This window comes from Nostoc sp. NMS7 (genome assembly GCF_017115085.1).
GTDB lineage: Bacteria > Cyanobacteriota > Cyanobacteriia > Cyanobacteriales > Nostocaceae > Nostoc.
This window is the reverse complement of the sequence record NZ_JABXKJ010000169.1, coordinates 1-13,682: the sequence shown is the minus strand read 5'-3', so window position 1 is coordinate 13,682 and position 13,682 is coordinate 1. Positions and strand designations below refer to the sequence as shown.

At 39.5% G+C, this 13,682-nt stretch carries 13 protein-coding genes and 8 pseudogenes; 9 read left to right on the top strand and 12 right to left on the bottom strand.

Annotated features, from left to right (window positions below; translation table 11 throughout):
* Window positions 1-277 precede the first annotated feature (277 nt).
* Entirely contained in the window at window positions 278-1,390 is a 1,113-nt protein-coding gene (locus HWQ38_RS18220) for a HAMP domain-containing sensor histidine kinase (protein ID WP_292796035.1), read from the bottom strand.
* Window positions 1,391-2,099: 709 nt separating this feature from the next.
* Between HWQ38_RS18220 and HWQ38_RS18215 the strand changes: the two genes are divergently transcribed.
* The 3 genes and pseudogenes from HWQ38_RS18215 to HWQ38_RS18205 form a co-directional block, all read left to right on the top strand.
* Entirely contained in the window at window positions 2,100-2,378 is a 279-nt protein-coding gene (locus HWQ38_RS18215) for a 2Fe-2S iron-sulfur cluster-binding protein (protein ID WP_292796033.1), read from the top strand.
* A 270-nt stretch (window positions 2,379-2,648) separates the two neighbouring features.
* Window positions 2,649-2,828: a hypothetical protein gene (locus tag HWQ38_RS18210; RefSeq protein WP_292796030.1), complete on the top strand. Its 180-nt coding sequence runs from the start codon at window positions 2,649-2,651 to the stop codon at window positions 2,826-2,828.
* Window positions 2,829-3,281: 453 nt separating this feature from the next.
* Window positions 3,282-3,562 (top strand): annotated as a pseudogene (locus HWQ38_RS18205) (IS4 family transposase); the annotation flags it as partial.
* Window positions 3,563-3,797: 235 nt separating this feature from the next.
* Here HWQ38_RS18205 and HWQ38_RS18200 read toward each other — a convergent pair.
* Complete coding sequence (locus tag HWQ38_RS18200) at window positions 3,798-4,121, bottom strand: hypothetical protein (RefSeq protein ID WP_292796028.1); 324 nt, start codon at window positions 4,119-4,121, stop codon at window positions 3,798-3,800.
* A 180-nt stretch (window positions 4,122-4,301) separates the two neighbouring features.
* Window positions 4,302-4,442, bottom strand: a pseudogene (locus tag HWQ38_RS18195) (transposase); the annotation flags it as partial.
* A 265-nt stretch (window positions 4,443-4,707) separates the two neighbouring features.
* On the opposite strand from HWQ38_RS18195, the gene HWQ38_RS18190 reads away from it, so the two are divergent.
* A complete protein-coding gene (locus tag HWQ38_RS18190; RefSeq protein ID WP_292796025.1) occupies window positions 4,708-5,364 on the top strand; it encodes a hypothetical protein in 657 nt (218 codons plus the stop codon).
* 316 nt (window positions 5,365-5,680) lie between these two features.
* Here HWQ38_RS18190 and HWQ38_RS18185 read toward each other — a convergent pair whose 3' ends face one another.
* The 7 genes and pseudogenes from HWQ38_RS18185 to HWQ38_RS18155 all read right to left on the bottom strand — a co-directional run.
* Window positions 5,681-6,007 carry a transposase gene (locus HWQ38_RS18185; protein ID WP_292796132.1) on the bottom strand — a complete coding sequence of 109 codons (327 nt, stop codon included), beginning with the start codon at window positions 6,005-6,007 and terminating at the stop codon, window positions 5,681-5,683.
* 18 nt (window positions 6,008-6,025) lie between these two features.
* A pseudogene (locus tag HWQ38_RS18180) lies at window positions 6,026-6,256 on the bottom strand (IS630 family transposase); the annotation flags it as partial.
* 2 nt (window positions 6,257-6,258) lie between these two features.
* Window positions 6,259-6,564, bottom strand: a pseudogene (locus HWQ38_RS18175) (transposase); the annotation flags it as partial.
* 284 nt (window positions 6,565-6,848) lie between these two features.
* Window positions 6,849-7,037 (bottom strand): annotated as a pseudogene (locus tag HWQ38_RS18170) (ISAs1 family transposase); the annotation flags it as partial.
* A gap of 158 nt (window positions 7,038-7,195) precedes the next feature.
* Window positions 7,196-7,591 carry a hypothetical protein gene (locus HWQ38_RS18165; RefSeq protein WP_292796022.1) on the bottom strand — a complete coding sequence of 132 codons (396 nt, stop codon included), beginning with the start codon at window positions 7,589-7,591 and terminating at the stop codon, window positions 7,196-7,198.
* A 94-nt stretch (window positions 7,592-7,685) separates the two neighbouring features.
* Window positions 7,686-7,853: a hypothetical protein gene (locus HWQ38_RS18160; RefSeq protein ID WP_292796019.1), complete on the bottom strand. Its 168-nt coding sequence runs from the start codon at window positions 7,851-7,853 to the stop codon at window positions 7,686-7,688.
* A gap of 306 nt (window positions 7,854-8,159) precedes the next feature.
* Window positions 8,160-8,458, bottom strand: a pseudogene (locus tag HWQ38_RS18155) (transposase); the annotation flags it as partial.
* Window positions 8,459-8,728: 270 nt separating this feature from the next.
* On the opposite strand from HWQ38_RS18155, the pseudogene HWQ38_RS18150 reads away from it, so the two are divergent.
* A pseudogene (locus HWQ38_RS18150) lies at window positions 8,729-8,848 on the top strand (IS6 family transposase); the annotation flags it as partial.
* A 527-nt stretch (window positions 8,849-9,375) separates the two neighbouring features.
* Here the strand turns inward: HWQ38_RS18150 and HWQ38_RS18145 are convergent.
* Both HWQ38_RS18145 and HWQ38_RS18140 read right to left on the bottom strand, forming a co-directional pair.
* A pseudogene (locus HWQ38_RS18145) lies at window positions 9,376-9,573 on the bottom strand (IS5/IS1182 family transposase); the annotation flags it as partial.
* An 83-nt stretch (window positions 9,574-9,656) separates the two neighbouring features.
* A complete protein-coding gene (locus tag HWQ38_RS18140; RefSeq protein WP_292796016.1) occupies window positions 9,657-9,869 on the bottom strand; it encodes a hypothetical protein in 213 nt (70 codons plus the stop codon).
* 66 nt (window positions 9,870-9,935) lie between these two features.
* Between HWQ38_RS18140 and HWQ38_RS18135 the strand changes: the two genes are divergently transcribed.
* The 4 genes from HWQ38_RS18135 to HWQ38_RS18120 all read left to right on the top strand — a co-directional run bounded on the left by HWQ38_RS18135 (window position 9,936) and on the right by HWQ38_RS18120 (window position 13,461).
* Entirely contained in the window at window positions 9,936-10,313 is a 378-nt protein-coding gene (locus tag HWQ38_RS18135) for a GNAT family N-acetyltransferase (protein WP_292796013.1), read from the top strand.
* Window positions 10,314-10,346: 33 nt separating this feature from the next.
* A complete protein-coding gene (locus HWQ38_RS18130; RefSeq protein WP_292796010.1) occupies window positions 10,347-11,816 on the top strand; it encodes an IS66 family transposase in 1,470 nt (489 codons plus the stop codon).
* Window positions 11,817-12,058: 242 nt separating this feature from the next.
* Window positions 12,059-12,676, top strand: coding sequence for an FAD-dependent oxidoreductase (locus HWQ38_RS18125; RefSeq protein ID WP_292796129.1), 618 nt, complete (start codon window positions 12,059-12,061; stop codon window positions 12,674-12,676).
* Window positions 12,677-13,200: 524 nt separating this feature from the next.
* Entirely contained in the window at window positions 13,201-13,461 is a 261-nt protein-coding gene (locus HWQ38_RS18120) for a hypothetical protein (protein ID WP_292796007.1), read from the top strand.
* Window positions 13,462-13,682 lie beyond the last annotated feature (221 nt).

Sequence of the window (13,682 nt, the reverse complement as noted above, 5' to 3'; positions counted from 1 at the left end):
AACTCAAACACTACTAACTTATTTTATACATTTGAAACTTGGAGCAATACTTAATCTCAATGTTAAATAGTTGAGTCCTAACCTTGGTTGCCGTTATGCTTTGGAAATACTAACATATAGTTTATTTTTAGCAATTCTAAACATTTTGGTAGTGGTAAATATGTAGTGATAATAGAGATTTAATAACTAAAATTATTTATTTTTAGCTTTGGATAAAAAGACTAGAAAAATAGTTGGAGTTTACATAAGTGAGCGCAGCGAAGATGGAGTTAGAGGATTATGTAGTGGGGAGAGGGGAGGAGGCTTTGGGTAAATCAATTGAGAAGACACATCCTTGATGGGGGATATCCCGAACTGAGAGTAGACCTTTGTTTAACGATACGGCACGTCGTGAAATTGTAAGCCCAATCCCCAATCCAGATTTATCTGTTGCCATCTGAGAAAAAGGCTTAAAAAGTTCTTCCACCTCACCAGGCGGGAGTCCTCCACATTGATCCTCTATTTCAAGCAAAACACGCCCACCTACAGCGTTACCGCGTATCCATACAATCCCACCCTGCTTGGTGAACTTAATGGCATTTTGAACCAGATTCGATAAGGCAGATATTATTAGGTGACGATCTATTAAAACCTCCAATTCCGGCGCTACCTCAACACACACCTTAATTGATTTCGCACTTGCTTCAAACCATGCAGTAGCCTCAACTTCACTAACTAGGTGAATAACTCGACATCTCTTATATTGTCCGGTTGATTCGTTCCGCAGTCGCACCTCAACAAGTGAACGATCAATAATTTCTCTCATACGCCTATGGGCATTTTCAAGAATACGAGATGTACTTCCATTGGCTCCGACTTTCCCTGTGATTATAAGTTGGGAAGCTAAACTAGCAGAGGTCAACGCATTTCGCAACTCATGTGCTAGAAATCCCAGACGTAGAACCTCATCCCGCTCTGCATTCTCGCGCTGACCTCGATTAAACTCTGTAACCGCTTCAGCGATAGCGATATCGAGGCAGAAATTTAATCGATTGAATTCACGAGGGGATGTTGTTTGATTAGTATTCTCCTGAATATACTCAGTGATAGCTTGACAAATAGCGCCGTAGCCATGAACAACCTGAGAAATGCTGTAGCCAAGTTTTAACGACTCTTTCCCCCGACGCTCTGCGGAGGCTTTGTGAAGACTTTCTATAGAATTGTTATCTGGTTCCCTAGATTCATCTATATCAGCATCACCACGTAATACCTCAATGAGTTCATCGTAGAACACAGGTAATCCTCTTTCCATTTCGTCGCTCGAACTCATGGAATCAGCAAGACGCGCGATCTTTTTTGAACACAAGGCGAGAATTTCGTCACGTTCTGCTAAGAGAAATTTATGTAACATTATGAATATTCTTAATTTTAGACTTATTCTACCATCAGCAGACCGCTAGAACAGCGATTGCCCAAGGGGCAGTGGCAGAGCCAATCGCACCCACCCCAATCCACCCCAGAACAATTTCCCATCCCCTTGCCGAGGCTCAGTATTTAACCTACAAAGTTAAGTAAATTTTATCAGTTAACCCATAAGTTTATTGTTAACTAATGTAAATAATTATCAATTATCGTCCGAAAGCGATCGCTTATAAGAGTAACTAGCAACTTGGGTTATATCTGCGAAACAGGCTTCAAGAACTAAATATTTTCTCTTCTGCTTTCTCCTGAAAAATCATCAGGGCAACAAAAGTAATTTCAGGAGAGGGAATGGCGATCGCTTTGTTGGTTAATTAAAATTAATCTGGCTAGGTTTTATCTGCATCGTTAATCAACTTATACAATTCAACTATCCATCAAACTCTTGTATATACTTGATTTCAAACGTCTGGTTGTTACACTTTATAAAATCTCTCTCTCAGAAGAATAAATTAGCAGTATTTCCTGAACTTATGGGAGAGAAAAAGCCGAAATCATCAAGTTAGACTTACTTCTAAAAGCCATTGGTATTTGCTGATTCCAATCTCTGACAATATCTGGTGTTGATTCCGCAACAATTGAAGAGTATTACTTTCATAACGAGGTCTACAATTATGACGACGACATAGAAAATTCAATTTATGAATCAAGAAGAAGGAATTAACCAAACGGTAAATGTTCCCGAAGATGAATATATTCTCTCAACTGCTGAAATTGAGGGGATGGAGTTACCCTATTCCTGTCGTCAGGGAGTCTGCTCGACTTGTACTGGAAAGTTGGTTGATGGTTCCGTTGATCAGTCAGAACAGTCTTATTTAGACGATGAGCAGATCGCTCAAGGCTATGTACTAATTTGTGTTGCTCATCCAACCTCAGATTGCACGATTATTACCCACAAAGAAGAAGAAATAGCTTTATAAGGCAGAAGCCAGTCCCGATGAAACGAGTTTCACTAATAGAACACGTACAACACGGCGTAAATAAACCACCGATCCAAAATCAATGAAATGCTTACGCTGTATACCTGTTTGAATTTTGAACTCCGCCTTGCGGTACTAGCCTATACACTAAATTAAACCTTTTGAAAAAAGCAGCAGTCTCAATTTAGAAATCAGTTAAATTGCTGAAAAATAACTCACAAACAATTTAACTGACTTAATCTCCAATAGTTCAACAAAGGAAAATTAGTTATGAAACGGATGCTTGCAGGTCTATTAGTTGCATTACCACTATTTATTGCTGCCATGCCAAAACAAGCATCAGCATTAGTAATCGATATTGGTGGGCATCATCATCACAGGTGGATTCCTGGACATTGGGAGAGAAGAAATCACCATCGAGTATGGATTCGCGGTCACTATGAACGTTGATGAAAAGGAGGGGAAAGAAAAACATCCGAAATTTTTGGCTCTATGCTGAATTGGGCAAGAAAGCGCGTTGCCTGAATCAATAACTAGCAATTTGGGTTAATAGTTAAAGAATCATCCGGAGATATAATTTCTGACTTCTGACCGGAGGCAGAGCATCTCTGGCTCCGCTCCTGGATACTGAATTCTTACCTATCCTATTACCTAATTGCCAAGATTTCCAGATATCTTTTATCCATTTATGCTGGTAATCTCTTAATTCATTGTCATAAAAACAGACAGAGGTGACAGGAAGGGGCACAGCATGAGATGCTCAAGTTTCCACACAAAAAGTCATACCATGCAAGTACCCCATCTATACAGCACTTCCGGCAGCTATGAGGTCCATTCTCAAATCTGAAAGCTTTGATAGGAGAGGGCAAGGAGAAAAACTGTATTGCATAATAGCCGGAAGCGCTGTATCGTCAAGTACAAGCCCAATTAAGTCAATGGATAAACGCCATCTCCAAGTATTTTGCGAAAACATAGCAGCGATTTTACAAGCTCAAAGCGCCTGTTTAAGCAACTGGTTGCCTTATTTGAGTCATCGAGATTGTGAAGCTCGCAGCCACATGGAAAGATTAAACTACTTTCTCCATAACCCGAAAATTAATGCCGAAACTTTCTATTACCCTCTGGTGGAGCAATTTCTCAAGGCATGGGAGGGAATGGAAATGACACTAGTTCTTGATACCAGTACCGAATCTTATTTAGGAGTCAGAACTTTATGTGTTCTGACTTCAATTTAGCTAGTTTTAAAGGTTGAACAACGCGGAATTTTTGTCCAAAAGTTTTGAGTACACCTCTGGAAGTGGTGTATGTTTCCCTGTTTTGGGAACGAACTTATAAAATCAGGAATTTCACGGGGTTGATGAGTGGGAAGTGCGATCGCGTGTGGTGATAGACAGGCGATCGCACTTCTAGATTCCCTCGTTATTTAGGAAATCTTGCCTCATTAATATCGTAGTTATGCAACAGAGTTGCCATCACCTGTTCGGGAGAGACTTTATTTCTCCCTAAGTCGTCCATCATCTTTATTAGTTCATTCACTATTTCTGGCGGTACAGGGCGAGTAAGGTTGTGAAATCTATCTTTATTGGCTTTCTTTCCATGCCGTTTTTTGTAGCTTTCCCATTCGGCTTGGTACTCATTTTGACAGATTTTTTCTACCGCATTCCGTAGGGCATAATATGCCAGTTCTTTATCTGATCCTTTGGGAAATGGGTTTTGATTTTGACTCGTTAATAAATTTGTCATTTTCAAAGCCTATGAGGTAACGGCGGCATTAAATATCAGCTATTTATTTCACTTGGTTGTATATAATTTGCTAATTATTTTTAGTATGACATTTGAGTAGTTGAAATCATGTTTGAGCAAGCGGTTTAGTAGAGTATAAGTTGTATGATATGAGCTAAAAAAAATTAAATAAAATAATTAAGTAGCCCACACCTGCAATTTGATACCATTAATAGAATTAGTCCATAAATAAGATAGTCCCAACAAGCGTTTTACCGTGTGAAAAGCATCTTCAATACGCCAGCGCCGACGATATAAATCAACGTAAGTTCGACGGCTTATTTAGTAAGTATCTAATTAGCTTGACATCCACCCTACGACTCAAGTCGGAGGATTCTAAGAACTTGTCATTGAGATTTTCAGTCTTAAGAATGAAATATATTTATTTTTTCAGATTATTTCCGCTTCCTTAGCTAGATACGAAAAATCGAATGGGTTGTTACATTTTAAATGTATTCAACGAATAATAATCCCTAATTTAATCTACTGCTTGAAAAATCATTCATCTAAGAAAAAAATTGAAGTTTTCTAGGAGTCAAAAAAGAATATGAAGTCTCAAAATTTTCGCAAGTTTGCTCAACTATTTAGTGCTATTTTTGGAGGATTACTGATTAGTGCGCCAGCAATTTCTCCAGCATTAGCACAACAATCTCCTCCCAAAATTAACCCCTGCCCTAGTATTTTCTACGAAGAACCACATAATAGTCAGGTTGTGGTGCCGCCGGGATGTCCTCCTAATGCGCTAACACTAAGACTAGATGCTCAAGAGCTTCTTCCCGCCCCTACTAATTCATCACCAGAGCAAACAAGATTGGGTGTTAGCGATCAAGCTTCAGAACCAGGTGCAGTTTCCAGCGACCAACCACAACCACCACGGCAAGCCCCTAGCGCAACGATCGCACTGACTAATGGTAAATTTGATGTCAGGTTGGTAAATGACACTGCGGCTAATGTAACTTTCCAAGTGATTGGCGATACTGGACCGCGATCGCTACAAGGTAAGTCTGATGTAACATTGCAAGGTCTAAGGGCACCAGTAACGGTGACATTTCAACGAGAAGATGGCGGACAGTTGATAGTGACTCCACAAACTACTTCTTCAGAGCCAGGAAGCTTAGAAGTTAGATTTAAGGAAGCAACCAATGCGGCTCAAGGCAGAAGTGCTATGAGAATTGAACGAAATGGTTCAGTCTTTTTGAATTAATCAATATGTAGGACTCGTATTTGATTATCGATGTTTGACTGGTAAGACCACCACGGTCTGGTGCCCTGGCTGTCTAATCAGTATTTAAGAGCTTAAAACTCAAGCATAGACAGGAGTTCCTGATGTTGATTAACCAAACCTTGTATTGTGCTAATTGGATCATGATGGAATGGCACGAATGGCACTAAGAAAAGCCGAAACCCTTGTGGTTCAAGCAATTTGCAATTGGTTTCGTAATTCATGCCGGGGTTTGGTCATTAAAGGGTAAATTTTGGGACGCCGTTTACGGACTCGTGGTTCACTGCGACCTGGGCGTTCAGGAACAGCCTTGTGAGCAATAACTTTTAGCAAAGTGCAATAAATTCGGAGGCATTTTGTTGAAGTTGCTGCTAATAAGAGAGGGAATAAAGTTAATTAAATGGTGGCGAGTACCTTGCAACGATAGGCGTAATGGAGGAGTAGTGTAAGTAGTTCTGGCATCCCACATCAAACTCCGAAGTAGATTATAAGCAAGCAAAAAAACGTAAATTTCTTTACGTACCATTGAGGGTGTTTTACATCGCAGAATATCCATACCCAAGGTAGTTTTTAAATGTCTTAAATCTAGTTCAACATCCCAGCGTTGACCGTAAAGCCCAACAATTGCCAGAGTATAGGAATCCTATTTGATTTTTGAATAAGCTCCGTACATCTGTAAAGTGTCGAAATCAAAGGTAGTGTGTCTAATAAACCACTCAAACATCCACTTTAAATGAGAAAATGTTGGAACCAAAGTACAAAAACGTTTAACCCATGTTTTGGCTTGTAACCAGATATCTTCAATTGGATTTTGTATTGGACAATTGGGGGCAAAGCGAACACAATGTATTTTCCATTGCTCGGTTGGCAAACTTTAATTATTAAACTAAATCCTCTACTAATCCTGGTTTGACTACACTTGTTCATAACCTCTAAGCGCCGTTCATTTATCTTGGAATCAGACCAAGGTGCTTCAGTTAAAAAGTGGTGTAATTGATAGTAATTCACCCCTATAGCGTTTTCTGCAATCTAAAATAGATTTTTTCTCTCGCTTTCACCCAATAATCCTCCGTGGAGGATGCCTAAACTCTCTTTTTTGAGCTTTATGAGTAAACACATCATCAAACCGTTGACACCATCTTTCTCATCTTGGGGCATGGCTGCGGGGGTAGTTTCTTTCATGAGCTTTTTTTAATGTGAAAGCTATGCTAGTTAAGCATTATACTCTTTTTTCATCTCCAGTTTTGTTTAAGTCCCGTTAACCAAATCAATAACCGTACAAATCTTCCCTGCTAGTTACCCTGTTTTCAGGTGTTCTAGGCTTTATAGAAAAGCGGAATAAGGCTTCTAATGTAGACCCATCAGCTATCCAAACTCGTTCAAAATTAAGTATTGCGAACTTAACACTGTTTGGTAATTTCAGTTATCTTCTGTATTGATTTCATCCAACAAAGAAAACATTCTTAAAACTGTCGAGGATTTATTTGTGCAAATACTCGCGCAAAAGTATCATGAGACGGAATGCCATTTGGCAACTCTAAAAATGTTTGTAACCATTCATACTTCGCACAACCATAAGTTTCTATTGCTACCCATCCATCTGCCCCACAAATTACCGCACATACGGCAATGGTCATGATATCGATTAACTTGTTGACAAAATGCGCTTTATTTTAACCTCTCACAAGTGGCAAGCAAGCGGGAGCGCAGCGTCTTTGCTAGAAGAAGGACTAAGTACCCGCCTGATTGCGATAAGCGCAGCTTAAGCATAAAGCCTATCGCTCGACCTGTGCTGGCTGTCTAGTAATCAGGATTATTGCCGAATTTGGCTTCTAATAAAGAGTTGTTCTGCACTTACGAGTATGAGCAGTAGCCCTACAGATGCTCCGGCGATCGTCTCGGTGGCCCAGTTGTGATTCACCAGGTCGGGGATGTCTGTAACAAGGGTCAATGCAATGATAAGCATTGGTGCGATCGTGATAAAATTCCGTTGCCAAGCAGGTTTATCGCGGAGTCTTGCTTGGTTCCGTAGTACGCTTTGATGCCAAAATCGAAAGGTACTGAGGACAGAGGCAAGGTATAACACTCCAGCATTAACTAGCAGGGTTATTTTAAGGTTTTGAGCGATGTTAGGATGCCCAAGTGCGAGCGCTGTTAGGCAAACTCCTGCTGCTAGATACAGAAAAGTAAACAGGGTAAAGTGTCTCATTAGTTTCTCCAAGTACAGTGTAAGGAGGTCAGGCTCCAGTGCAAACGCATCTAAGATTATTTGAATATTCCGAATTCAGTATGCCTATGTACGCTCAATACCCATCTTTATTATTAGCAATATCACCTTCAAAAGGTTGAACTCCTGTTGCTGGGTAATCATCATCTCTAGGTCCAAAAATTCTACTGACTGCACCTAAAATATAGGAGATTACTTGCATAGCCCCATTTATAATTGATTTCAGTATTTTTGAGATAGACATAAATTATTCTCCTGATTGAGTTTTGCTGTTAAAAACTTATTTTTTGGTTGATTTACTATTATTTAACCTCATTTTCTAACTGTAAACATCCCTCTAATAGGATAATTGTGTCATATTTGTAGGATTTTTTTAATAGCTTAATCGTGTCATTATCTCAGCTTTTTGTAGCTTCTGTCGAATTTTGTAATCATGCCAAGCCTTTCAAAAATTTAACAATGTTGATTCTTTAAAAAGTTGCTGATTCAGATATTTCTGAATCGTAATACAAGTATTTAAATATTTAATTTTTACTTTTGACATAATAAACTGCCGAACCATCTGCAAAGCATTATTGTTAGTAAAGTGTCCATTTAACACTAAGTAAGAGTGATAAATTTAGCTAATAACTTAAATAGCGACTTAATCATCTTCTGAATTCTGAGTAATTCAGATGTGAGAAGTACCTGGGTTTTATTCTTGTTTTTACTTCCTTTTGGTCGCCCACACTGACGTTTCTCTTTCGGTTTTATTTCTTTGGTTGCTGACGGGCTACTTTTTTCTCTATCGCTCTTTATGACCTGTTCTATCTGAATCGGAAATAAGTGCCTTTGCTCAACACTTACTAATTGCTAAGATTTGCCTGTACCGCCTGCCTCTTAGACTCTAATAGAATAGTAGCCTTGAGCAATTGTGAGATCATTAGGCTGACATATCATGTCGGAACTGCGATCGGACGCAGAGGTGTTGTTCGGCTTGTTCTGTTGCGGTCATATTCTTCAAGTACATCTTTGTAGTCAGAACAATTGTATCTGTTAAAAATCTCCGCTGTTTCGTGATCGCATCAGAATGAAATTTTGCTGCTAGTCGCGCCTCTACATAAAAGCCAGACAAAATAGGAAATGATGAGAGAGCGAGGCATTAAGGTGGATCATGCCACAATTAATCGATGGGTGTTGAAATATGCGCCTGAACTGGATAAGCAGATTCATCCTCATCTGCAATCAACGAACGACTCTTGACGAGTGGACAAAACTTACATTAACGTTTTGTTGGGCACATCGCGTCGGGCATAAAGCTTTTTAGTGAAGTTGTCAATCGCAGTACTCATGATGATTTCTCTAGTCAAGTATATTGAGGTTCTCAAGTTTAGCTCTATCCTGGTCGAGTTTCGATTATATCTCAGCTTGGATTGCTTCTACCTTTGATTAAATGGTTGCAAAACTTGTTCAAGATGACCTCTACCTTTTGAAGGTTTTAGTAGAACTCATACAACTTATACCAATTTAAAGGTTGTGTTGCAAAAACTGGTTAAGGACAGAATCTAAGTACAGGACAAAAATTGTAGAGAAAAAAGAAACTCGTTATATTTCAAGTCTAAATCCGTAACAAGAAGAATTATTGCATAAATATTTTGTGGTACAATTTTTGGTTATTTTAATTTGAGATTTGGCAATTAAAATAGGCATGGCAACTCTTAGAGACGCTCCGCGAACGCTTACCGCTAATTTTAAAAAATTAGCAGCAAATCTGGTTTCAGTGAATAAGTGCGGTATTCTCTCCAATATTGAAGAACCATTAAAACTTGGTCTTCAATAATTAATTTAGGACGACGACCTGGTTTCTTTTTCTTTTGCTCATCAGTTTTGACTACCCCAACCATTAGTTCAAAGGTTCGACGACTTACTCCTGTCATACGCTTAAATTTATTTGAAGTCAGCTGTTTGGCTTTTCCTATTTTCACTGTCAATCAAAGTCCTGCTCGCAATTGGTCAAACCTTTTATAATACCACAAAACACTTTTGCAAGAGTTCTATTTTGCATAGCTTAGTCTAAACTCCAGTCAGACAGAGGCGTGATAAAAATGGTACAATCAGTCAGGAAATAGAGAGTTAAATTACAAAAAGCCTGAAGCATTTTCTCAGCAGATGGGCGATGGGTTTTTCGGTTTGGATTACCATCATAAAGACCAGGCAAAGATTGTTGAGTTTTCTGGAGAGCTTGCCGTACTACGAACTCCATCAAGGTGAATACGCGCAACTCTATGCTCCATCTTCATATTACATCACAATAAATCTGACAGGTTTATAGGAGTAAAAAATAACTATGACAGAAGATAATTTTCGAGTTCGTTCCATGACTAAAGATGATCTAAAAATTGCCTTAAGTTGGGCTGCTTCTGAGGGTTGGAATCTGGGCATTGATGATGTTGACAATTTTTATAGTGCCGACCCAGGCGGTTTTTTAATTGGAGAATTAAACGGTCAACCTATTAGTTGTATTTCTGTAGTGCGATATAGTAATAAATTTAATTTTATTGGGATTTATATTGTTAAACCCGAAGAACGGAAAAGGGGATTTGGTTTAAAAACATGGCTTGAAGCATTTAAATTAATTCCTAATCAACCTGCTGCTTTAGATGCTGTTTTAGAACAAGTTAAGAATTATCAAAGATTTGTAAGGATTCAGGTAGCAGAGTCTTGACAAAGGTGACACTTGAGGAAGAGTATCACTTCTATGAACCAAAACCTGCCTCAAGAAGTAGACAGAGAAAGTTTGAGCCAGTTGTCCAAAGAAGAACTGGTGGATATTATCATTGAGCAGAGCAAAGTAATACGTGAGTTACAGAAAATAATTGTAGAACTACAGCTTGAAGTAGAACGTTTAAAAGCCAACAGAGATTCAGACAGCAAAACCTCATCGAAACCGCCATCTAGTGACATTCTCTTTAAGACCGAAAACAAACAAGCACCGCCATCTGAATCGAATCATCCAAAAAGAAAACCAGGTGGGCAGCCAGGACATACAGGGAGAACTCGTAAGGGTTTTGGCAAAGTAGATCGTTATGAAATCTTACGTCCAGAGGATTGTGTTTACTGTGGTCAAAAAGCATTTGGTCATGAGGCAGTAAAAGTAGAAAAACAGTCTGTAGCGCAATTAGTGGAACGTCCTATTGAAATAGTGGAGTATCAACGCTATACGTGCGTATGTGGGTGCTGTGGAAATGTACAAACAGCCTCCTGGCCACAAGAGATCATCCCTGGACAAGATTTAGGAGTGTCTTTACAGGCATTTTTGGGTTGGGTGAATAATTATGCACACATGCCCTATGAAAAACAGCAGGAAATGCTGTGGGAATTGGGACAAGTTGATATTGGATTAGGAACTTTAGTCGCAACTAATGAACGAGTTACTCAAGCGATTGAACCGAGCATTATTGAGTTAAGTAGTTGGGTAAAACAGACACAACCTAACATTCATGTGGATGAAACACCTTGGTCAGTTAAAGGAGTCAAAGAATGGCTGTGGGTAGTTGCCAATTCTGAGTTCTGCCTGTTTACTGCGGCTGATACTCGTTCTAGAGCAGAATTAGAAGCAATTTTAGGCACTCAATATCAAGGTGTAATCTCTTCCGACGATTTTAGTGTTTACAATGGCTATCCAGTTTTTGCCCAACAGAAATGTTTGGCTCATCCACGCCGCCACTTTAAAAAATTAATTCAACTTCCAGGTCTTCACAACCAGGCTATTGGGGAAGTTTTTGTTGATTTAATTGATGAAGCCTTTAAAAATTACGCTCAATGGTTTGAAACTCTTGACTCCACCAGTTACAACGACTGGGTAAATCAATTTAAATCTAAGTTACAACAAACGCTCAATCAGTGGATTGACAAGGCAGGAGCAAAAGCCGGCCAGCTTTTACGTTCTTTACGGGATAAAGCTTCTCAATGGTGGTATTTTCTTGAAAATCCTGAAGTCCCCCCTAATAACAATCAGGCTGAACGATCGCTACGTTTGGCTGTGACAAAACGTAAGGTGAGTGGTGGTTCCCGTTCAATGGAGCGGTTTCAACACACTGCCAATTTGTTGACGGTAGTGCAAACCTGTCATCCTCAAGATCAATCTGTGATTGATTTTTTTGTACAAGCTCTAATTGCTGCTTCTAATAGTCATCTGTCTCGCCCTTCTTTGCTTCCCCAATATTAGACCTGAATCCTTACTAAATTTTTAGGTGAAAGTTTCACTTTTCTGGAGTAAAAGTATACTTTTCTGCACCGCTCAATGAGTTTTTTTAATATTAATATATAGTGATTTTTCAAAAGATAAGCTAATCTATACTGTTGAAGTTTTAGGGATTTATTTTATTTATAATTGTAGCAACTTCTAGGATTATCTATGTCATTTTCAAATCTTTTTTAGTTTTTATTAGTAAATAAGATGCGTTCGCCCTGGATCGCTCCCTTAGCCTCCAAGGTTCATATTTGCTCGTCGCTATCGGTCGTGCGCCAACCACTGATAGCTTAAATTTAGCCGCTGCTGGTGTGGTAACTTATGACCACGGGTTTATTGTAGTCAACGATCGCCTGGAAACAAACATACCGGGGATTTGGGCGTTAGGCGACATCAATGGAGGACTGCAATATACTCATGTCTCGCTCGACGATTACCGAATTATCAAAGCGAATCTGATTGATGGTGGCAACCGCAGCACGTGCGATCGCTTGATTCCATCCTGTCTGTTCATTGATCCCGAACTGGCTCATGTGGGTCTGACCGAAACCGAAGCACAGCAACAAGGGTATGCCATCCGCGTGGCAAAACTGGATGCCTCAGCGATTCCTAGAGCAAAAACTCTTGGTCAAACTGATGGACTGATGAAGGCGATCGTGGATACCAAGACAGGTCGGATTTTAGGGTGTTCCCTGTTGTGTCATGAAGCGGGAGAAGTGATTTCGACGGTGCAGATGGTGATGCAAGCTCAGATGCCTTACACCGTTCTGCGTGATGGCGTTTTGACTCATCCCACGATGACCGAAGGGTTAAATATGCTGTTTTCAAAGTTGTAAAACGCAACCTTGGTCTTTAATTAAATCCGCAGCCCACAGAGTTACATCTTTTACAACTCCTGATGGTTGAGTTTGAGCAAATACATTTGCAACGGTTAACATAGTTCCACCAACCGAAGTAATCGTTAAAAGTGCTAATGCACTAAGTTATTTCTCGAATTGAAACATGATTTTTGTAGTCTAAAATCCTTACTTATTTGTTGATTATTTGCAAAAGTCTTACTTGATTTACAGACTTTGTTCGAGTCAGTTCAGCGGCTTGTTTTCTTCATTCTTCAACTTTAATTCAAATTAGACCACTCCAGTTCGTTGAGTTAAGATACTATTTAATCTTCCTATTCCCATAGGCATATCTTGACAGTGAAATAGTGACGAGAAGTGATATGACTTGGTTAAACCTGATAGTCTTCAGTAAGAAGGGAAATAATTTACTAATTTATCTGCAAAGAGCGAAGTTACCCGTAGCGCTTTAGCAGAACTGTAGGAAAGGACTCGCTCTGCCCTTTATTAGTGGTGACTTGCCTATGGATTCCAATGTGGCCAAATCTAGGAACGGTAGTTCCTCTCATGGGCGGGTTCGAGGGGTGATCCTATCACCTCAAGGGTGGCAGCAATTTCAAGCTGCAAAACAGCAAGCAGAATCTGAGGAGACTTGGGGCAAGCATTTTACCCAAGAATACAGCGCTTCCGGCTATTATGCAATACGATTTTCCTCTTGCCCCTCTCCTATCATAGCTTTCAGTTTTGAGGATGTACCTCATAGCCGCCGGAAGTGCTGTATCTGAGCGATCGCACCGGGCTTTCACTTAATACCCTCTATTGGGCTGACTCGAACAAAGTCTGAATTAAATCAAGCTTTTGCAAACTTTCAACAAACCACTGACTGGGTTGGCACTGTGATTTGATGGTTCTTCAGTACTTGTTATGCTAAATTATTAGTTACAAATTCAAAAGGATATTAAAAATTGTATTAAAAAATTACTAAAAGCATTGCAATTATTGACAT